The organism is Novosphingobium sp. PP1Y (genome assembly GCF_000253255.1).
Taxonomy (GTDB): domain Bacteria; phylum Pseudomonadota; class Alphaproteobacteria; order Sphingomonadales; family Sphingomonadaceae; genus Novosphingobium.
On record NC_015583.1, the window covers coordinates 794,026 to 814,483 of the forward strand.

The following is a 20,458-nucleotide window of genomic DNA, read 5'->3' on the forward strand; positions in this document are numbered from 1 at the left end:
CCAGGTCCATGCCGAACGACCGGGGTCGCGTCTGGCAAATGCCGAAAGGCGCAGGGGGAAATCCGTAGATCATGGGGCGAAGGCGTCAGTCAGTCACGATCAAGCACGTTGCTGCGGACGCAGGAGTTTCACTGCAGACGGTAAGTCGTGTTATCAACAACGAGCCCAATGTGCGCCCCCAAATGCGCGAGCGCGTCCGGGCTTCGATCGACAAGCTGGGCTATGTTCCCTCGATCGCCGCCCAGCGCATGAGCGGATCGCGGTCCTACCTGATCCTCGCCCTCAACGACCGGGAACGTACCATCGCCGACTGGCGCGCGCGCCAGGGTACGGACTGGGTGGACCAGATGCTGCTTGGCGGTATGCTGGAGTGTGCCGAGCACGGCTATCGTCTGATCTTCGAACTGGTCGATACGCGTAACGATCATGTCGAACGTGAGCTGGCGGCCGCGATTGCCGCATTGCAGCCTGATGGAGCGATCCTGACGCCGCCGCATTGCGAAAACCCGAAGATCCTTGCGACTTTCGACCGGTTCAATATCCCCTATGCCCGCATGGGGTCGCGCGCCGAGGTCAACGATACTGGGCATGACGGTTTCAAGGTCGCCATGGATGAAGAGGGCGCGGCGAGCCTCGCGACGCGCCATCTGCTCGACCTTGGGCATACGCGGATCGGGTTCATCGCGGGGCCGGCGAACTACAGTCTTTCGCAATGGCGCATCGACGGCTGGCGCGGCGAGATGGCGTCCGTTGGCCATGCCGCAGATGGACTTCTGGCCACCGGCGACTTTACCTTCTCCTCGGGCGAGCAGGCGGCTGAGACCCTGCTCTCGCTGGAAGATCGACCCACAGCGATCATCGCCAGCAACGACCAGATGTCGCTTGCCACTGTCGAGGTTGCGCGTCGGCTGGACCTCTCGATCCCCCGAGACCTCTCGCTGATCAGTTTCGACAATACGCCGCCGGTTCGCTTTACCCGGCCGCCGCTCACGGCCGTCGACCAGCCGGTTGCGGACATGACCGCGCGCGCCGTGCGGATGCTGATTGCGTGGCAGCGCGACAAGACTTCAGAATATGCTGCCGAAGTGATTTCAGCCGATCTCGTCGTGCGCGGATCGACTGCTCCGCCGGGGCAGGGTGCTTAGGATCGGCGCCGCAGACGCGGCATCCGGTCCGCAGAGTTCCATTTCTGCCGGGAGTTTCCTGGTACTCTATGCTCTGGCATGGGCCGGTGCGACGATCGCGTACACACCGTTCCTGACGATACTCCTGCCGGTTCGCGTTGAACTGCTGGCCCATGGCCAGCAGGTGCATTGGCTCGCTGCGACGACTTTCGCCGGTGCGATCGCCGCCAGTCTCGGCAATATCGCCTTTGGCTGGCTGAGCGACCTAAGCGGGCAACGACGGATCTGGGTCGCTTTGGGGCTTGTCCTGTCCGGGGCCATCCTGCTCATGATCCCGAGCATCGAGACGTTGCCCGTCCTGATTGTGGCGGTGATCGGCTGGCAGCTGGCACTGAATTTGATGATGGGTCCACTCGCGGCATGGGCCGGTGATGGAGTGTCCGACAGGCACAAAGGCATCTTTGGCGGGCTGCTTGCCTTTGCCCCGGCCCTGGGCGCGAGTTCCGGCGCCTTTGTCACGATCCCGGGAATGGCCGACGCGCAGATGCGCTTTGTTCTCGTTGTCCTTATCACCATTGCCTGCGTAGTGCCGTTGCTGATCTTCGGCGGACGAGGCGGGCCAAGCCGATCCAAGGCCGAGCTGCACGAGCGCGACGCAAGATTCGCTAGTGCCGAATGGCTGCGCTTGACCGTAACGCGCATGTGGTTTGCGCGTCTCCTTGTGCAGATCTCCGAAGCCTCCCTGTTCGCCTATGTCTACATCTGGTTCCGTAGCATCGATCGGGGTTTCGACGATTCGTCTGTCGCTAGGTTGCTGTCCCTCGTCCTCATCCTTGCTGCGCCCGCGGCTCTTCTGGCCGGACGTTGGGCCGATCTGGCCGGGCGACCCATTGCGCCCTTGCGGATATGCACGATCGTCAGCGCCGCGGGCCTCGCGCTCATGGCACTGGCCAATGACGCGGATCTGGCGATGGCCGGGTACGTCGTGTTCGGTATTTCAAGTACAATGTTCCTGTCCCTGCACAGCGCGCAGACCTTGCGCATCCTGCCCAACAGTGCGCGTCGGGGGAGGGATCTGGGCTTGTTCAACCTCACAAATACCCTGCCTTCGCTGATTGTGCCGACCCTGACGCTCGCCCTTGTGCCTGCGCTCGGCTTTCCTGCGCTTTTCGCGGTACTGACGATTTTTGCGTTGTCCGCCGCTTTCCTGCTGCGTCGACCGACCCGGGTCTGATCCTCCGCTTCTGGCGGCCGGTGTTCGAGCAGCGCCTCGGGAAATCGGTATCCGGGATCGTCCGCTGAAGCTGCATCAGCATCACCGCATTTAAGTCCGGACGGCCCTGTTTCGTACCCTCCGACCTTGCGGACGCGGTTCACGAGTTGGCGGCACAGGCCTTACATAACTCAGGCGGCGCCTCGCGCTTGATTAGCGCCCGCTCGCTGACAGGTCACTGTTGAAAATGTCCGCGGCGGCTTTCCAGTCACCACCGACTTTCCGCCAGACGACGACGTACTTGCCCGTGTCGGTTTGCTCGGTGCCATCGGGCGCCATTCTCAGACGATACGTTCCGCGATCGAGTGCCATGTCGCCCGAGGTCGACATCACTATCTGCTCTGGAACGAAAGTCAGATCAAACCCAGGCGTCTGCATCATTGCTGCCCAGGTCTGCTGGATCGCGTTACGTCCTTGGCCAATCGGCGAATTGGGAGGCATCACCGCGCCGTCTTCGGTGTAAAGACCTGCAATGCTTGCGGCATCCTTTGCTTTCACGAACTGAAGCCAGTGTTCGATTTGCCCTCGGATCAACTTTTCTTCCGCGGCAGTGTCGACAGCAGTGACGCTATTCATTGCGGTGGCGTCTGCAGGCGCCTCGCTTGCCTGGCCTGCGGTAAGCAACGCTGGGAGAGAAAGCAGCAATATGGATTTCTTCATCGACCCCTCCATTTTGCAGTCCCCCCATAGCACCGAAAACGTACCTCGCTCCAGCGTGCGACGATTGCTCCATCCAACAAAGGCGCCGTCTGCGCGCCTGGTCAAGGGCGTCAATTCCGGATGTTCGACAACTGGCAGGACCCGGCGAACGTACGGAGGGTTTCTTAAACAGCCTTGGTTCCGGCAATGACCGGTTTGAATCAGCTCCGGCCGCGGCGATGACCGCCGCGGGAGCTTGGCAACAGTCGATCCATCGCGGTCCTTCGGCCGTAAATGGTCCTCAGGTGCAAGACCGTCCGCAATCCGGGCAGATGTTGAACGGTCTGTGCTTAGTCGAGGAACGCTCGCATGATGCGTGAACGGCTCGGATGCTTGAGCTTGCGTAGCGCCTTGGCTTCGATCTGACGGATTCGCTCGCGAGTCACCGAGAATTGCTGTCCGACCTCCTCCAGCGTGTGATCGGTCGGCATGCCGATGCCGAAGCGCATGCGCAGCACGCGCTCCTCGCGAGGGGTCAGCGATGCCAGCGTGCGAGTGATCATTTCCTTCAGGTTGGCCTGGATCGCCGCGTCCACCGGGATGACGGCGTTCTCGTCCTGGATGAAGTTGCCAAGGCTGCTGTCTTCCTCGTCGCCAATCGGCGTTTCGAGGGAGATTGGCTCCTTGGCGATCTTCAGAACCCGCTTCACCTTTTCGAGCGGCATCGACAGTTTCTCGGCCATTTCCTCGGGCGTGGGCTCGCGGCCCTGATCATGGAGGAACTGGCGGCTGGTGCGTACCAGCTTGTTGATCGTCTCGATCATGTGGACCGGAATTCGGATCGTGCGCGCCTGATCCGCGATCGAGCGGGTGATCGCCTGCCTGATCCACCATGTCGCGTAAGTCGAGAACTTGTAGCCGCGGCGGTATTGGAACTTGTCGACCGCCTTCATCAGGCCGATATTGCCTTCCTGGATGAGGTCCAGGAACTGCAGGCCGCGGTTGGTGTACTTCTTGGCGATAGAGATCACCAGGCGCAGGTTTGCCTCGACCATTTCCTTCTTGGCGATGCGCGCTTCACGCTCCGCCTTCTGGACCATGTTGACGATGCGGCGAAACTCGGGAAGCGCCATGCCGGTTGCGGCGGCGATGTCCGATACTTCCAGGCGGATACGCTCGGCAGGTTCAGCTTCGCTTTCTGCAAAGGAAGCCCACTTCTTGTCCGTACTGGCCATTTCAGTGAGCCAAGCGTCGTCAAGCTCCCGGCCCGTGTAGGCATCGAGGAAATCGGCGCGCTTGACCTTGTGGCGTTCGGCCAGGCGCAGCATCTGGCCGCCCAGCGTCGTCAGGCGACGGTTGAATGCGTAAAGGTTGTCGACGAGAGTTTCGATCTTGGTTGCGTGGAACTGCACCGATTCGACCTGAGCCGTAAGGTCTTCACGAAGCTGCTGGTATTGGTCTTCCTTGGCGCCCGGGAAATCGATGCCCAGTGCCAGAGCGTCGAGCCGCTCGCTCTGTAGACGTTCGAAGGTGCGGAACAATTCCGTGATGAGCGCAAACTTTGCCAGCGCTTCCGGCTTGAGCGCGGCTTCCATCTGGCCGAGGGATAGAATGTTGTCATCTTCTTCATCCTCCTCTCCCCTGCGCTTGGGGATCGGATTGCCGTCTTCGTCGACTTCCTCCGAGTTGTCCTCGACGGAATCGTCGTCCTCCTTGAAGGTGGGACCGGCGGTGGCAGCGGAAATCTCGCCGTCGGCCTCACCGTCCTCGCCCAGATTCTCGGGCTGCGGCTCCTTGGAGAGCATCGCGTCGAGATCGAGTATCTCGCGAAGCTGCATGTCGCCGTTATTGAGCGCTTCGGACCACCCGATGATCGCGTGGAAGGTCAAGGGGCTTTCGCAGAGCCCCATGATCATCATGTCACGGCCAGCTTCGATACGCTTGGCAATGGCCGCTTCACCCTCGCGGCTGAGCATCTCGGCGGCGCCCATTTCCTGCAGGTACATGCGCACCGGGTCGTCGGATCGCGCGAGCGTGTCGGCCTTGCGCGTCTCGCCGGGACGGCGCCGTGAATTGCCTTCGGCGAACTCGGAATCCGAACCGGAATCGTCATCGCGACCATCAACGGCGTCCACGCCGTCTTCCTGCTCGCCTTCCTCATCGTCATCATCGTCGTTCTCGATGATTTTGACGCCCATATCCGAGATCGCGGCCATGATGTCCTCGATCTGATCGGTGGTCATCTGGTCCTGCGGCAGAGCGGCATTCAACTCCTTGACCGTGATGACGCCCTTGCTTTTGGCGCGCGCGATGAACCGCTGGACCGAGCCCTTGTCCAGGTCGAGAAGAGGAGAGTCATTGTCGCCGCTGCGATCGTCGTTAGTCATGCAATCCGTTGTCGTCTTATGGGCCTGTCCATGACGATGATCGCGCCAGGACAAGGCTAGGGTCCCAGGCCGTCAGGCGGGGATGAAAAGCCTACGGTCTAAGGTTTGAGCACTTTGGGCGGGGATCAGTTCCGAGGGGGAGCTGGTCCGCCCGCGTTTTGCGCGTTCGAATCGAGAACACTCGCCCCCGGTCCCGCTGCCAGCCTGTCGAAGGCGGCTTTGTTCAGGGGGCTTTGACATAAGCCGGGTGCTTTCCGCCGCCGATCGTGATGCGATCGGCGGCGGAAAGCACGAGATGTAGCCATGGCCTCCCGCGGCGGCCCTGGCCAAGTCCGTCAGCGCTGGACGAGATTCACGGCCGACGCCTTGCCGCGGCGATCGATCTCGATCTCGAACTCGAGCTGATCGCCTTCCGAAAGGCCGTGCAGACCGGAGCGCTCGACGGCGCTGATATGCACGAACGCATCAGGCTGGCCGTCATCGCGAACGATGAAGCCGAAGCCCTTCGTGCCATTGAAGAACTTGACGGTGCCGGTGGCCTTCTCGCCAGTGGACTGACGCTGAACGGGAGCGGCAGGCCGCTCACGACGTTCGGCAACAATGACCTCGCCGACGATGGTCAGTTCAGATGCGGAAACCTTGCCGTTGCGCTCGACCAGCTGGAATTCCAGCTGCTGACCTTCCGCCAGCGTTTCGAGGCCGGCGGACTGTACAGCGCTGATGTGCACGAAAGCATCGTCGCCGCCATCTTCAAGCTGAATGAAGCCGAAGCCCTTGTCGGGGTTGAAGAACTTGACCGTGCCACGGCCCTGACCCACAACCTGGCCTGGGCCGCCACGCGAACCGCCACCGCCGAAACCGCCGCCTCGCGATCCACCGAAGCCGCCACGCTGGCCGCCACCGAAGCGGTCACCACCGCCAAAGCGATCGTTTCCGCCGCCCCAACGATCATCACCACCGCCGAACCGATCACGACCATAGCCGCGATTTCCCCTGTCGAATGTCATCTGTTAGATACCTTAAACCACGTCCGAAGAAACCTATCCTCGCGAGTGAACGTAGCACGCAAGGCCGCAGAACCCGTTTCAGGGTGCAGGACAACAGGCGATAGCAGCGAAGCGACGCTTTGGCGACTCGAGTTCTGCAAATGGTCGATTTAAAGTACGCCGGCGGCATTTTCACGGCGATGACTGCACTATCGCGCAATTTCGACAAATCAGTCCCGCCGCCGACGACTCTTCTCAGAAGTTCAGGCGCCCGTGCTCATTCATCAGAAGCGAACATCGGAGGAAGCGCAACGATTGGGCATCCTTCGGCGGCGAGGTCGGACAATCCGAAATGTCTCCTACAACATCCAGATTGGCAGGACTGTTCGCATTGTCGATGACGGAGTCAGGCACATCAGCAAAGTCGGGATGACCGGTAGGTCCGGTTTCATGCGAGAAAGGGACGAAATAGTCGTACATTCAAGGTACGGGCGCGCCGCTGGCTCACTGGGCGTTGCAATGCGACAGCATCTTGTGGGCGGCCTGCAGTTGGTGCCTGGCCTAGTCAATCAGACGTGCAAAGCAGCACAGAGTTCAAGTTTCCAGGTCGCATGCGGTTAATATCTGCTGGAGTCGCTTCATTCCCCGGTGATAACTGTGGCTGCGCGGCGTATACGCTGCCGAGGCATTTCGAAAAAAATGCAAATTGCTTGAAGGCCAGTCCGCGCATCGGAAAATGAAATGGAAAAGCTTGACCGGATAGATTTCAAGATCTTATCGTTTCTCCAGGAACACGGTCGCGTGACCAATGTCGGATTGGCGGATGCGGTCGGCCTTTCGACCAGCCCTTGCCTCTGCCGCGTCAAGCGCCTTGAAAACCTGGGCTATATTAAATCTTACGGTGCCCGCATCGCGCTAGAATTGCTGGGCGAGCATTTGATGGTGTTCACGGAAGTGACATTGACCGGCCATCGCACAGGTAATTTCAAACGATTTCTTCAGCACGTCAGTGAATTTCGTGAAATTGTCGAATGCCATCATGTTACAGGAGGGTATGACTACCTTCTTAAAGTGGTGGCAAGAAGCGTTAGCCATTACCAGAAGGTCATGGAATTATTGCTGGAAAGTGAAGCCGGGATAGGAAAATATTCCTGCTATATTGTGCTCGACTCTCCAATCGTTCGCGAGAGTTATCCAATTGATCAACTTTTCGCTCCTAGTCCCAATTGATTTGTCGGCGATGGATGGCAGGTGTCGATGTGCCCCTGTCCCTGGAAATGCCTCGATTGAGCCTGAGAGGAATCTGGCAAAATCGAAGCTGATGGAAGCACAAGGGCATTGCTGATCGACCACGATCCTGTGCCGATTCCAAGGAGAGCCTCCAAGGCGGGACAAGATTCTTCTGACCATCGAGACAACGGCAGCATTCCGCACTGCTCCGCACCTAGCCTTGGTCATGTCAGAAAACTTCGACCAAGGTGTGTCCTCCCATGTTCAGGCCAAAATACATTAGTTTCGATTGCTATGGCACCATGATCAATTTCATCATGGGGCCAAGCGCGCGCGAAATTTTCTTGAACCGCGTCGAGCCTTCGAAGATGGATGCCTTTCTTGATTCATTCCGCGCCTATCGTCTGGATGAAGTGTTGGGCGCATGGAAGCCGTTCTACGATGTCATTGCCAACTCGATCGAACGCGCCTGCCGCAAGCATGGGGTCGAACATGACGCGCGCGACATCCAGGCACTCTACGATGCCGTGTCCACCTGGCAGCCCCACGCCGACGTTCCCGGGCCCTTGAGCCTGATTGCGGAGCAATATCCGCTCGTCATCCTGTCCAACAGCATGGTCGATCTGATCCCCCACAGTGTGCGCAATATTGGCGTGCCTTTCCATGCCGTGCTGACGGCCGAGGAAGCGGGCGCCTACAAACCGCTGATGCGGCCGTTCGAGTATATGCTCGATCATTTGGGCTGTAGACCGGAAGACATGATGCATGTTTCATCGAGCCCGCGCTACGATCTGATGACGGCACACGATCTGGGTTTTGGCGCCAAGGTTTTCGTCGATCGCGGGCATGAACCGCCGACAGATCATTATGGCGTGACCCGCATCAAGGACTTCCACGAACTCCCGGCCCTGCTGGGCCTGTGAAGATAAGGACGGCCGGGCGGAAAGGGTATCTATGTCGCTGTTTGTCTTGCTAAAAGACTGGGTGGAAGGTGCAGATCAACCCTGCGCTCGCTGCAAAGCCGAAGCAGCTTTTCATATGGGACATGGTGCATCGTTCCGGTGTGCTCGTACCCTTGCGATAGGACCTTCGAGGTGAAGTCACGCACCGGCGATCCAACCGACGCGGAGGTCAGGGAAATCGGTATCCTGGCGGGCAATCAACGTGCAACGTGCGATGACAGGGCCTACTTTCAGGCCGCTGCGGAGCGCCTGGCCATGCTGCCCGACGCATCGGAGCCCGATGTGCCGGTCTTGCTGCTTGAGCAGCACTACGGGCAGCAGGGTGCTCTCACCGCCTTGTCGTCCGAAGTAGAGCGCACCTTCGATGCAAGGCTGGCCGATGGCCGGGCGTTCATTCTCAAGACGTCTTCGAGGCCGCAGGCCCTTGAAAGCTTTCAGTTCCAGTCCGCCGCGCTGGCAGGTCTGCGCGGGGCCGATGGGGTAATGGCGCCAAAGGTGATCGACACGCTCTCTGGCGGGCTGATGTTCGAGCATGAGGGGGGCTGCGGCTACCTCCAAACGCGCATGGACGGGATTCCGCTGCACATGGTGCCGCGCACTCCGGAGATTCTCCGCGAAGTCGGCGCGGCGCTCGCTCGGCTCAATCTCGCCATGAAAGACACCGACCCGCCGGCGGCACGGCGCCCCGTGTTATGGAACATCGCCTGCTGGCCCTGGCTGGTGGAACTGGAGCGCTATCTTAGCAAGGGTCGGACTGCGAAGCTCGTGCGCAGTGCCATGGCGGAGTACATTCGCGACATTTCTCCGCACATCGCCGACCTCGACTGGCAAGTCACCCACAATGATCCCAGTCCGTTCAACATGATCGATACCGGCAAGGGCATCGGGTTCATCGATTTCGGCGATGGCGGCTGGAATCCGCGAGTTCAGGACCTCGCCATTGCAGCTGGACATTTCGTCATCGATCCGCGCACTCCGCTGGGCGGAGCGGAACATGTCATCGCCGGCTATGCATCGCTGGCTCCCTTGTCGGAACTCGAAGCATCGCTCCTGCTCGGATTGATGCGTGCGCGCCAGAGCGCTCTGGTCCTGATCAACAACTGGCGGTCACACCTTTTCCCGGCTGCCGCCCCCTATATCATGAAGAACGTGAAGCGGGCGGAACAAGGGCTGGCGGTACTGGCTTTGCTCGATGTGTCGTCGGGCGAAGCGGCAATTCGCGCCGCGGCGGGGCTCGACCCTCCCTGAAGCCGCACCCACCTCCTGAACGACAACCGCATAATATAGGCAGCATCTCATGACCGTAGATCTCATGCCCAACCGCTTCAGGCCCGGCGAGGCCGAGCTTCCCCAACGCGAGGCTGAATTGATCGCGCGGCGTGATGCCGTTCTCGGCGCTTCATACAGGCTGCAGTATCGCAAACCGGTCCACTTCGTGCGCGGCGAGGGGATGTGGCTCTACGACCCGGATAACCGCGCCTATCTCGATTTCTACAACAACGTGCCGTCACTCGGGCACTGCCATCCCGAAGTGAATGCGGCGATGGCCGAGCAGGCGGCCCGGCTCAGCGCCAATACCCGGTATCTTGAGCCGAAGCTGGTGGACTATGCGGAAAGGCTCGTCGGCACATTTCCCGCCGAGATGGACCGCGTGGTGTTTACCTGCACCGGCAGTGAGTCCAACGACCTTGCCTTGCGCATTGCGCGCTTGGTAAGCGGCAACGAAGGCGTAATCGTCACCTCCTATGCCTATCACGGAACCAGCGCCGCCGTGGCCGCAGTATCTCCCAATCTGGGAGCCGCGGTGAACCTCAGCCCGACCGTGCGCATGGTCGCGCTGCCCGGACCGAGCGGCGTGCCCGATGATCAGGCGGCATCATACTTCGAAGCCCAGGTTCGCGCCGCAATTACGGACCTGCGACGCCGCGGTATCGGCGTGGCTGCGCTGTTGTTCGACAGCATCTTTTCAAGCGATGGCGTCTGGATCGATCCGCCGGGCTTCATCGCCGGCGCGGTCGAGGCTGTCCGCGAGGCGGGTGGCCTGGTTATATCGGACGAGGTTCAGCCGGGCTTCGGCCGCACCGGTTCGCATATGTGGGGCTTCGAGCGCCACGGTATCGTCCCCGATCTGGCCACGCTGGGAAAGCCTATGGGGAATGGCTTTCCGATCGGCGCAGTCGTAGGCCGCCAGCATCCGATGGAACTGTTCGGCCAGACCGCGCGGTACTCGAACACCTTTGCCGGAAACACGGTCGGCATCGCCGCCGCCAGTGCCGTTCTGACCGTCCTGCAGCGCGACGGCATGTTGGAAAAGGTAGTCGCCGTGAGCCGGCGCCTCAGGGCCGGCCTTGAGCTCGTTGCCGCGCACTCCCCCGGAATTCGCGCGATCCGAAACGCCGGATTGTTCTTCGGGGTCGATATGGGGCCTGACGGAAGTTCCTCTATGGAGCGCAGGATGCTGGCGCTCGATCTGGTCAACGCCTTGCGGGACGACGGCGTGCTTATCAGCACGACGGCAGCTAACGAGGATGCGCTCAAGATTCGTCCTCCGCTGGTCTGCGAGGACGAGCATGTCGACAAGTTCCTGACCGTATTTGAAGCTGCTCTGAGAAAATGTATCTTGTAGAAAAATACGAAGTTGCACACAGCTCTATATGCACAATTTTCGTCATAACGTCAGAACCGGAATCGATGCCGTAGCACTCCGAAGCGGATCTTACGGCTTTGATGATGTGACCGCCCCCCGGACGGCCTTGCAGCGCAGGGGCCATCCACAGCTGGATGGATCGAAGAACCGGATAGTGTGCGCTGGTAGGCTGATGATGTGGGCATTGCTGGTGGTTTGCAGCGACGGGTTGTTTTTGATCCGGCTATTTGCCGCTTTTCCGGTACGTTGGATCGGCTGATCAGATGGCATTGACGCGTTTGAGGTACAGGAAGCGCCTGATATTGTAGACGAGGTTGGCGAGGCCGATTTTCATCTCGGCCCTTTTTATGCCGACGGTGCGGACAAACAGGCCCATGCGGGATTTCTGATCGGCAAAGACATGCTCAACGCGCGAGCGGATAACGGATTTGCCTGCATTGGACCGCTTTGTCTGGACCGGCATGTCGCGATGCGGTGGCTTCTTGTGGTGGACCTTGGAGACGAAGCCATGGCGCTCCATATAGTGCTCGTTGGCGGCCGAGCGATAGGCGGTATCCGCCCAAACAGCCGAGCCGGTGTTGCTGCGATCCAGCAGCCCTTCGCGTAACCGCGCCCCGTCATGGGCGCTGGCGTCGGTCGCCTTCCAGCGCCTGATCAGCCTGTATCGCCGGACGATGGAGATATGGTTCTTGTAACCAAAGGCCGAAATGGCGAGGTCCATGGCCGGAACCGTACCGTCATCACGGGGCTTTGCCTTGGTGAACTTCAGCGTCCAACGCGCGTTGCGATCCTTATGGCTCAGCTTCGCGGACTTGTCCTTCCAATGCTCGGGGATACGCCCAGCCTTGATGTCCGCCTTTTCGGCATTGGTATTGCGCTGACGCGGAGCCGCAAGGAGAGATGCATCGATGACCTGCCCCGACATCGGAATATAACCGGCCTGACCCAGCATGGCGTCAAATCGGGCGAACAGAGTGCTGATGGCTCCCGCCTTGGTCAACCGTTCCCTGAACAGCCAGATCGTCTTGGCGTCGGGAACCCGGTCTGAGAGGCCCAGGCCCAGGAAGCGCATGAAAGACAGTCGGTCGTTGATGAGATAATCGGTGCGTTCGTCCGACAGTGTATTGATCGTCTGTATCACCAGAACTTTGAACATCAAAACAGGGTCAAGCGGCGGGCGGCCACCCTTTGCTCCGTCCGCATAGGCCAGCGCCTTCTCCAAATCGGGACGGAACTGTTCAAAATCTACCGCGCGGGAAAATGCCTCGAGCTGGTCGCCGAGACCGCTCAGCCGCGCAAGCCGTTCATCCACCTCGATAAATCCCGGCTGACTCATTCCGCAAACTCCAAAAAATCGCGGAAAAATGGAATCACATATCCGCACTCAGCACCAGAGGTTTTTCGAACCGGCCAAGTTGTCGAGGCTGAATGCCGCACTCCTCGACAGATGCAACTCGCGAATGCCTTCTGCCGATATCTTGAACTGAGTACACCAGGAAGCTCCGACTAGGTTGCCAACATTGCGGTCGTTGAACGGCCCATTTAGGATCGTCAAAGGCGGCCTTTCATTCATCGTGCTGCTCCCTCCGCGAGCCCTACGTTTGGCCGTCAAAAGCCGCAGCATTCGGTCATTTTCATTGATCGATCAATGTCCCGGGTTGCGGTCGTCCGTTTTGACTACCTAGTGGCAGGATGCTCGATTCCGACGATTTCTACCGTTCCCTTGCAATGTACGATGAAATGACATCAAGTGCTATTCACGATCCTTGGCGATCGGCAGCGTCTGCCCTTGCCGGCACGGAGTCGCCGTTGGCCGCGCGCGAGGTCCGGTATCTCGCCAAGACGGGACGCTTTGCTGCTTGTATGGGCCAAGCACCACGGGATGCAGCATTGGTCAGACAAGCTTGCGCTGAGCCAGTTCCGCAGTGATCTGCTCGTGGATGCCTTGACGTAGCGGGGAAGAGAATGCGCAAAGGCCGCTCCCCACAAGACTGATACCGCACAAAAACGCAATCATGACCGGTAGAGCTGTGCCGAGTCCACCGCCGGATGCGCTGTACGGATCGTACCCGACCACGGAAAGCAGGGAGCCGAAGAGCCCCGCTGCCAGGCCCAGCCCAATCTTCTGGACGAACATGAAGACCCCAAAAAGGAACGATTCGTGGCGGATTCCGTTCGCCCATTCGCCATATTCGACCGTATCGGGGAGCATCGCCCAATAGGCCACGGCAATACCTACAGTCCCAGTCTGCATCACCGCAAAGGTCGCCGTGGTGGGGATCGAGGCGGTCGGCTGGGCCAGTGCCATGAACGCTACTCCGGACAAGCCGACGAGAGTCGCGCTGATCCAAAGCCACCGCTTGCCGAGACGCCGCGCTACCCAGGCCCAAGCTGGAACCAATACGAAAGCAGCCGTGGTCGCAAAGGTCAGCGCCGCGCGGGATTCCTCTTCGTTGCCGACGACGTACTTGAAATAGTAAATCAGCGACTTGCTGATCACCGTTGTGTTGAGTGTCGCAAACAGGAGGCCGCCGATCAGCAACATGAAGGCGCGGTTTCCGCTAATCGAGGCAAAGGAGGCAAACGATTTGGGCGGGTGGTCACGCTGCAACTCGGCAGCGTCGTCGTCAGGCTCGCGAGTAACCGCGGCAACGAGAATGAAGGTTGCTGTGGCAACGATGCCCCCCAGGACAGCCGCCCAGAAGAAGCCGTTGTTGGACGCGCCGCCAGCCATGGCCACTAGCGGTTGGGTGCACAGCGCGACCACCGGCCCCGCGGCAGAGGCGAACAGCACATTCAAGGCGGTAAGCTGTGTCCGCACTGCTTGGTCGCGGCTCAGTCGCGCGGTAAGCGAGGAAAAGGGCACGGCGACCGTCGTATAACAAACCCGAAACAATAAATGGCTTGCTGTAACGGCAACGACCAGAACACGGCCTTCTAGATCCGGAGCGAGGTAGAGCAGCGTGAACGACAGGGCGAGCGGCGCGGCACCGACCGCGATCCAGGGTCGATACCGTCCCCAGCGGGTCCGGGTCCGGTCCATCAAAGCACCAGCTATGGGATCGATCACTGCATCGAAGATTGATGCAGTCATATAGATCGCGCCAGCGGTCGCCCCACTCAGGCCCAGGATGTCAGTGTAGAAAAAGAGCAGGAAGTACGTGAGACTCTGCCAGTAGATGTTCAGGCCGAAGTTGCCGACCGAGTATCCCAGCTTGCGAGGCAGGGTGAGCTGTGCGGTTGCAAGAGTCATGCGAACGTCCGTCCCTGGTCTATCGTCAGCGTCGCACCAAGTGCCAGGTCCAGCGCGTCCTTGCCTACCGCGAACCGATATTCGCCTTCATCGATACGCCAGCCACGCAGGTCCGGATCGAAACGGGCGATCAAGCGGGGGTCAACGCGAACCGTGCAGTCACGGCGTTCGCCAGCTGCAAGTTCGAACTTGTCCCAGCCGCAGAGACGCTGATCGACATCCCCGTCGATATGGGTGAGATAAAGCTGCGGCACGTCACATCCTGCGTTCGCTCCGGTATTGGTCACGGTGAAGCTTGCCGTCGCAGATTCGCCGTCCCATGCAAGAGCAAGTTCCGAATATGCGAAAGCGGTATAGGTCAGGCCAAAGCCGAACGGAAAAAGCGGTTGGTGCCCATTGCGGGCGAACCAGCGATATCCGACATTAGCGCCTTCTTCATAGGGCAATGGAAAAACGTCCTTGGCGTTGGCCGCATCGAAGGCCGACTGGCCAAGGCCGAATAGCCTGGGTCGCGGCAACTGGTCGACAGATGCCGGAAAGGTGATGGGCAGGCGCCCGGAAGGACTGACCTTGCCGAGCAGGACATTGGCGATTGCCTCCCCCCCGCGGTTCCCTGAATACCACGCCTCGATCACTGCAGCGACATCGTTGAGCCAAGGCATCAGTACAGGTCCGCCGGTTTCGAGCACGACGATGGTATGCGGATTTGCTTTGGCCACGGCCCGGATCAGCTCGTCCTGCCCATTGGGCAGCGATAGGTCCGGTACATCCACGGACTCAGTCGTCCACTGGGTGGCAAAGACGATAGCCACGTCAGAGCGACTTGCGATCTCTGCTGCGGCGGCAGGATAGGCGCCATCGTTGAGATGGAAGTCGGCTTCCGGCAACGCGGTGCGTAGTGCAGCATAGGGCGAGGAGGGGTGGTAGATCATCGTGCGCGGCACACCCACCGCAGAGACGCCCATCGCGGGAATCTGGATACCGGGTCCGTCGATTGCAGTCACATAGGACGAGCCTCCTCCAGCCAGCACGCCAAACTCCGCCATCCCGCCAATTACCGCGATCGCGCCGGGTCTGCCCAATGGCAGAGCCCCGTCTTGATTGCGCAGCATCACGATGCCCTGTTCCGCGGTGCGCCGGGAAATATCCGCATGCGCCGCATAGTCGATGGGACCAGGTTCGGCAGGCCGGTCCATCAGTCCGACGGAGAACAGGGAACGGACTATGCGATGGACCATGTCGTCCAGTCGCGCCGCCCATGCCGGGTCGCTTTCCACCTTTGCGCGCAGAGGGACATCGAAAAAGACTTCTGCGTCCAGCTGATCGCCTGATTGCTGGTCCAGTCCGGCCATGGCTGCGTCGACGCTGCGAACCGATCCCCAGTCCGACATGACCCAGCCGGGATATTTCCAGTCGCTCTTGAGCACCGTATTGAGCAGCCAATCACTCTCGCTGCAGAAGCTCCCATTGACCAGATTGTAGGCACACATCACCGAACCTGGCTGACCGACTTCGATAGCCAGTTCGAAAGCGAGGAGGTCACTTTCCCGGGCCGAGGCTTCGCTTATCCGGACGTCGGCGCTGAAGCGTCCGGTTTCTTGATTGTTGAGCGCGTAGTGCTTGACTGTCGAAATGATGTTTTCATCCTGAATTCCGCGGATACTCTCACCCGCTAGAATGCCGCTGAGCAGAGGATCTTCGCCAAAATACTCGAAGTTGCGGCCATTGCGCGGTTCGCGGGCAAGGTTGACGCCCCCGGCGAGCATGACATTGAAGCCTTTCATTCGGCTCTCGTTGCCCAGCACCTTTCCGCAGTCGCGGGCCAGTTTGCGGTCCCAGACAGAAGCAAGCGAAATGGTTGAGGGCAGGGCGGTCGCGCCGTCGCCTGGCCGGCATTCATCTGGGTTGGTCACGCCAACGCTGGCATCGGTTTCTTGCAAGGCGGGAATGCCGAGTCGCGGCACGCCAGGAACGTACCCGGCTGAACCCAAGGCTTCCGCAGGCGCCGGGATGCCCTTGCGCGTTCGCCCCATTGGGCCGTGTACAATGGCAAGCTTCTCATCCAGCGACATTTGCCGGACCAGATCCGCTGCTCGCTTGTCTGCTGTGGCGGCAAAACTGCTTGCCGCTGTGATCTCATTTAGATTCGCTTCCACGCAGTCTCCCTTCCCGGCGCATTCGGCGGACACCGACTGCGCCGGAATCACCCCGCTCTCATTGCCATATGACAACATTGGCATAATACACTTATAATGGTCAATGCTCTGCTACGTGGACAAGCGCATTTGACCGCGAGGAGAAACGCCTTTGCCTGATCTCAGGTAACGGAAACCGGTGAGATTTAGCCGATTAACTAGACATTTTAGTGTCAGAAGGATCCCCTTGCATCCGATTTTCTGGGCGCGCGCGACAGGGTGATCAGCGTCGGGCTCTGTATGACAATGTTGTCTTGACTCACATGAACTAGTATGACATCCAACAATTCCAGACATTAACATCTGGGGGAGGAAAATCGTGAAATCTACGCTTTTGGCCTGCACGGCCATCATATTTGCCCTGTCGTCAGTCCCGACACTTGCGCAGGATGCGTCACGACAGGATGACGCTGGCCAGGCCGCTGACATGGGCGATATCATTGTCACCGCGAATAGGACAGAATCGCGGCTGTCGAAGACACCGGTCGCGATGACCGCGATTTCGCAGGATGGTCTGCGTGATGCAGGGATCGTTGATGCCCGCTCGCTTGGTCAGGTAGTGCCCAACCTGCAGATCAGCACCGATCGCGATAACGCTCGAGTAGCCATTCGCGGGGTCACCTCTGCTGACACGACTGAAAAGGGCGATCCTTCGGCCGCCTTCCTGCTGGATGGGGTCTATATTGCTCGCTCCTCCGACATTCTCGGCAGCTTTTACGACCTCGAGCGCATTGAAGTTCTGCGCGGTCCGCAGGGTACACTTTATGGCCGCAATACAACGGCCGGCGTGATCAACGTGATTTCAGCGAGGCCCAAGGCGGAGTTCGAGGCTTCGGGCGATGCCTACTTCGGAAACTATGGCCAGCGCGGCGCGACAGCCATGATCAATATTCCGGTTGGCGATTCGCTGGGCCTGCGTGCAGCAGTGAACTACGAACGGATGGACAACGTCATCAAGCTGGCCGACACCAGCGGCGGCACTCTTCTGCCGGCTCGCGATATTTTTTCTGGGCGACTCTCATTCGGCGGCACGCTCGGCGACCGCTTCAAATTCGTGGTGCGGGGGGACTATTCGAATGCGAACGGCAGCATGCTGAACGTCCTGCCCTTGGCCAATGCCTACAACACGGCTGTCGCCAAGGGCGTGAACCAGCCCCACATCCGTCGCAGCACAAAGGATTATCTGACTTATCCCTTTGCGCTCGCTGGACCGGATCAGCGTGACTACAAGTTTGGCGGGATCATGGGCGAATTTTCCTATGATTTTGGCTTGTTCGAGCTGACCTACCTCGGTTCCTACCGCGAAACCCATCGCGACGACCTGCGCAATTATATTGTCGGAAGCTTCACCAGCAACCCGGCGGTCTATCGAGGGCGTTTCAACCAGCGGTCGCACGAACTGCGCGCCGCCTTCGGACAGGGCAATCCGCTGCATGGCCAGGTCGGGCTCTACTACTTCCGTGAGAAGAGCGACCTCTCGCTGATCCTCGGCCCGCCCGAGGCAAATGGTCCGGGCGGTGCCAACGCGATCGGTTTCGGCTTCGTTCAGGGTCCCACGCAGTCGACGTCCAAGGGCGTTTTCGGAACGTTGACCTATGACGTTACGCCCGAGCTCCATCTGACCGGCGGGGTCCGCCATACCAAAGACGAGAAGTCCCGCAACGGCTTGACGGTTACCCGTTATCCATCCGTTGCCCTGTCGCCGTGCGCTGCGCTCCAGTGCACGCTCAACACGAATATCGCGGCGAACAACTGGAGCAAGACCACCTGGAAAGTCGGCGTCGACTATGACTCGCCGATCGGTCTTATCTTTGCCAGTATTTCAACAGGTTACAAGTCTGGCGGTTTCAATGATGGCTGCCTCATCACCTCTGGAGGAGTCGGCTGCATCCTGACGCCCGAGACGCTCTATTATCAGCCCGAAAATCTGACCGCCTATGAAGCTGGTGTAAAGCTGAAGCTGGGTGACGCTGTTCGCCTGAATGGATCGGTGTTCCACTACGATTATTCCGGACTGCAGCTTAGCCAGGTCGTTACCGCTCCGGTTCCTGGTAATCGCACCAGCAATGCGGCCAAGGCGAAGGTTGATGGCGTCGAACTCGAAGCAAACATCACTCCTTACGTAGGCGGAATGTTCTCGGTCGGGCTGAATTATCTGAATGCACGGTTTGCCGACTTCATCCCCGACGTCACCTTCCCGAACACCGCGACTCCGCTGAGCTTCGCCGGAAAGCAGCTCGACCACGCCCCGAAATGGACCGCGAACCTCGGGTATACCCATACTGTTATGCTGGGTAACGATGCCGAGATCGAGTTTGGCGTGCGTTCTCTCATCAGTTCGAGCTATGTCATTACAAACCTTGGTACTCTTTCGCAATTCAAGCAACCGGGCTATTCGAAGACCGACCTGAACATTACCTACAATGCGCCGGAGAAGCGCTATTACGTTCAGCTGTTCCTCAAGAACCTCGAGAATAAGCTGTCGGTTTCCCAGGCCCAAGGTGGGCGTCTGGCCAACGTTCAGTTTGAACAGCCCCGGACCTATGGCGTACGCGCCGGTTTCAAGTTCTGAGCTCTTCGGGTTTGCATAATAAAGGAAGGGAGCGGCAGTTTGGGGCCCCTTTTCTATTTGAGGCCCTGCGACTCTGCGCGGGCAGTGTATTCAGAGGCCCTGGGAGACAGGAATGATGACGGAAAGGGAAAAGCGCGAGGGGTATGAAGCCAAAGCGGATTGGACTTCTCGGCGCGAATTGATCAAGGGCGTTTCCGCCGGGCTCGCCGTGTCTTTTCCGGCAATGGCATCCGCGTCGCGTGTCGGTGCGGAAAGCCATGGCATCATATCTCGCGAGCCATATCTGATCGCTCTCGCGCATGTGCCTGCGGACGCAGCGCTGCGAATTGGCCCCGGCGTCGAGAAGCTCGTCGAACTGATCCACGTGGCTAGTGCTAACGGCGCGCAACTCCTGGCGTGCGGGGAACTTTGGCTGCCGGGCTATCCCAAGGATATCAACTTCCAGACCGACTGGAGGGCAAGCAATTGGGCAGGCTACGTCGCAAACTCCATGACGGTAGGCGACGCGAACTGGCTCCGGATTTCCGCGGCAGCGCGGGAGAACCACATCCATGTGAGCTTCGGATTCAGCGAAATCGCAGGCGATTACGCCTACATGAGCCAGACCCTGATCGGCAATGCCGGCGAGACCGTTCTGGTTCGCCGCAAAATCCGCCCTTCAGGGAGCGAGCGACAGTGTTGGAGCGATGACGGAATGAGGGCCAACCTTCATGTTGCCACCACACGCTTGGGCAGGGTCAGCCTGCTCGAATGCTTCGAGCATTTGAGGCCGCAATCTGTCTTCCCCGTCATGGCGCAATTGCCCAATCTGCACATCGCAGCCTGGCCGTTGCTGCCCAGGACCGATGCGACAACGCAGTGGTGGGAAAGAACCGAGGTAGGTTATGCAGCGGCGGCCCATGCGTCGCTGGTATCTGGTGCCGTCACACTCTTGCCAGCAGTTGGCTATGCTGCGGTCTTCGAAAAGGGAGTCTGCGCGGCCGAAATCGCTCCTGAATCGACCAAACCGCTTCTCTTCCACAAGGTCGTGCCTGACGACAGTTGGACTGGACATGTCGCTGACCCGGAAGGTGAATTTTCCTATGGTATCGCGCGTTTGATCCTGAAAAATCACCCTGGACCCAGCCTTCCTGATCCGGAGCATGCGTAGCTGAGTCGGGTGCCCTTGCCAACCAAAATTCGTTGAGTTT

The 20,458-nt window shown here is 59.5% G+C and carries 14 protein-coding genes; 8 read left to right on the top strand and 6 right to left on the bottom strand.

Annotation, left to right across the window (positions count from 1 at the left end):
• The first annotated feature begins 71 nt into the window (after positions 1–71).
• Both PP1Y_RS04515 and PP1Y_RS04520 read left to right on the top strand, forming a co-directional pair.
• Complete coding sequence (locus PP1Y_RS04515; protein WP_013836901.1) at positions 72–1,145, top strand: LacI family DNA-binding transcriptional regulator; 1,074 nt, start codon at positions 72–74, stop codon at positions 1,143–1,145.
• Positions 1,138–2,358, top strand: a complete 1,221-nt coding sequence (locus PP1Y_RS04520; RefSeq protein WP_013836902.1) for an MFS transporter — start codon at positions 1,138–1,140, stop codon at positions 2,356–2,358. The genes PP1Y_RS04515 and PP1Y_RS04520 overlap by 8 nt, the downstream gene beginning before the upstream one ends.
• A gap of 192 nt (positions 2,359–2,550) precedes the next feature.
• On the opposite strand, the gene PP1Y_RS04525 is transcribed toward PP1Y_RS04520, so the two are convergent.
• The 3 genes from PP1Y_RS04525 to PP1Y_RS26535 all read right to left on the bottom strand — a co-directional run bounded on the left by PP1Y_RS04525 (position 2,551) and on the right by PP1Y_RS26535 (position 6,430).
• Positions 2,551–3,057 carry a DUF4440 domain-containing protein gene (locus tag PP1Y_RS04525; protein ID WP_013836903.1) on the bottom strand — a complete coding sequence of 169 codons (507 nt, stop codon included), beginning with the start codon at positions 3,055–3,057 and terminating at the stop codon, positions 2,551–2,553.
• A gap of 329 nt (positions 3,058–3,386) precedes the next feature.
• Positions 3,387–5,423 carry an RNA polymerase sigma factor RpoD gene (rpoD, locus tag PP1Y_RS04530; protein WP_013836904.1) on the bottom strand — a complete coding sequence of 679 codons (2,037 nt, stop codon included), beginning with the start codon at positions 5,421–5,423 and terminating at the stop codon, positions 3,387–3,389.
• A gap of 335 nt (positions 5,424–5,758) precedes the next feature.
• A complete protein-coding gene (locus PP1Y_RS26535; protein ID WP_013836905.1) occupies positions 5,759–6,430 on the bottom strand; it encodes a cold-shock protein in 672 nt (223 codons plus the stop codon).
• A gap of 720 nt (positions 6,431–7,150) precedes the next feature.
• On the opposite strand from PP1Y_RS26535, the gene PP1Y_RS04545 reads away from it, so the two are divergent.
• From PP1Y_RS04545 to PP1Y_RS04560, 4 genes are all read left to right on the top strand, one after another.
• Positions 7,151–7,639 carry an Lrp/AsnC family transcriptional regulator gene (locus PP1Y_RS04545; protein WP_013836907.1) on the top strand — a complete coding sequence of 163 codons (489 nt, stop codon included), beginning with the start codon at positions 7,151–7,153 and terminating at the stop codon, positions 7,637–7,639.
• A 260-nt stretch (positions 7,640–7,899) separates the two neighbouring features.
• A complete protein-coding gene (locus tag PP1Y_RS04550) occupies positions 7,900–8,562 on the top strand; it encodes a haloacid dehalogenase type II (protein ID WP_013836908.1) in 663 nt (220 codons plus the stop codon).
• Positions 8,563–8,733: 171 nt separating this feature from the next.
• Positions 8,734–9,849, top strand: a complete 1,116-nt coding sequence (locus PP1Y_RS04555) for a phosphotransferase (RefSeq protein WP_013836909.1) — start codon at positions 8,734–8,736, stop codon at positions 9,847–9,849.
• 49 nt (positions 9,850–9,898) lie between these two features.
• Positions 9,899–11,227, top strand: a complete 1,329-nt coding sequence (locus tag PP1Y_RS04560; RefSeq protein WP_013836910.1) for an aspartate aminotransferase family protein — start codon at positions 9,899–9,901, stop codon at positions 11,225–11,227.
• 280 nt (positions 11,228–11,507) lie between these two features.
• Here PP1Y_RS04560 and PP1Y_RS04565 read toward each other — a convergent pair whose 3' ends face one another.
• The 3 genes from PP1Y_RS04565 to PP1Y_RS04575 all read right to left on the bottom strand — a co-directional run bounded on the left by PP1Y_RS04565 (position 11,508) and on the right by PP1Y_RS04575 (position 16,741).
• Positions 11,508–12,584, bottom strand: a complete 1,077-nt coding sequence (locus PP1Y_RS04565) for an IS5 family transposase (protein ID WP_013836911.1) — start codon at positions 12,582–12,584, stop codon at positions 11,508–11,510.
• 558 nt (positions 12,585–13,142) lie between these two features.
• Positions 13,143–14,501 carry an MFS transporter gene (locus PP1Y_RS04570; RefSeq protein WP_013836912.1) on the bottom strand — a complete coding sequence of 453 codons (1,359 nt, stop codon included), beginning with the start codon at positions 14,499–14,501 and terminating at the stop codon, positions 13,143–13,145.
• Positions 14,498–16,741 (bottom strand): glycoside hydrolase family 3 C-terminal domain-containing protein, encoded by a 2,244-nt coding sequence (locus tag PP1Y_RS04575; RefSeq protein WP_148274834.1) that lies wholly within the window; start codon positions 16,739–16,741, stop codon positions 14,498–14,500. The genes PP1Y_RS04570 and PP1Y_RS04575 overlap by 4 nt, the downstream gene beginning before the upstream one ends.
• 274 nt (positions 16,742–17,015) lie before the next feature.
• Here PP1Y_RS04575 and PP1Y_RS04580 point away from each other — a divergent pair, with 274 nt between their 5' ends.
• Positions 17,016–19,268: a TonB-dependent receptor gene (locus PP1Y_RS04580; RefSeq protein ID WP_148274835.1), complete on the top strand. Its 2,253-nt coding sequence runs from the start codon at positions 17,016–17,018 to the stop codon at positions 19,266–19,268.
• 112 nt (positions 19,269–19,380) lie between these two features.
• Positions 19,381–20,418: a nitrilase-related carbon-nitrogen hydrolase gene (locus PP1Y_RS24585; protein ID WP_051009949.1), complete on the top strand. Its 1,038-nt coding sequence runs from the start codon at positions 19,381–19,383 to the stop codon at positions 20,416–20,418.
• Positions 20,419–20,458: the final 40 nt, after the last annotated feature.